Annotated in this window: 1 protein-coding gene; it reads right to left on the bottom strand. The window is 26.1% G+C overall.

Features of this window, described 5'->3' with window-relative positions:
* Positions 1 to 477 (bottom strand): GIY-YIG nuclease family protein (locus IEW49_RS13490; protein WP_188643245.1); only part of this gene is annotated, 477 nt, incomplete at its 3' end.
* Positions 478 to 590 lie beyond the last annotated feature (113 nt).

Genomic DNA, 590 nt, shown 5'->3' with positions numbered 1-590 from the left:
AGGTCTTGTATTAGCAATACATTTTATTTTAGTTTCTTCTGACATAGGAGGTCTAGTTAAAGCCTTTTCTCTTATTTTTTCTATTGTTTCAGGAGAAAACTTTTTACCCCTATTTAGACTACCTATCTTTTCTCGTCTAGCGTCACTATAAAGATCTTTCATCTTTTGACGATCTATTTCAGTATGTTTGTAACCAAAACTAGAACCTGCTTCGGTTAAAATATTATAATTAGGCACTAATAGTTTTAAATATTTATCTTCTAAATCCAATAATTCCTTGTTATTTTCTTTGGTAACAACATTAGGATATAAATCTAATATAACAAAAGCAAAATTTTTCAATTCATACTTTTTAATTGCTAATTTAACTATTTTGCTACCTGTAAAATGAATAACATGATTACAGAATCTAGTATAAAATCTATTATTGGATGCAGAACCTATATAATAATCTTTTGTTGTTTTATTAATTATCATATATACACCGCTTAAATCTCTTGTATCATGTAATATTTGTTTTCAACTGGAAGGTTGATTTAAATCTTCATAAACATATACAGGGTTTATACCTAATTCATTAATAATCGTTT

Source organism: Pseudoblastomonas marina (assembly GCF_014641655.1).
Lineage (GTDB): Bacteria > Pseudomonadota > Alphaproteobacteria > Sphingomonadales > Sphingomonadaceae > Alteriqipengyuania_A > Alteriqipengyuania_A marina.
The sequence above is the reverse complement of the archived record's forward strand: the minus strand, read 5'-3'. Positions and strand labels throughout refer to the sequence as shown.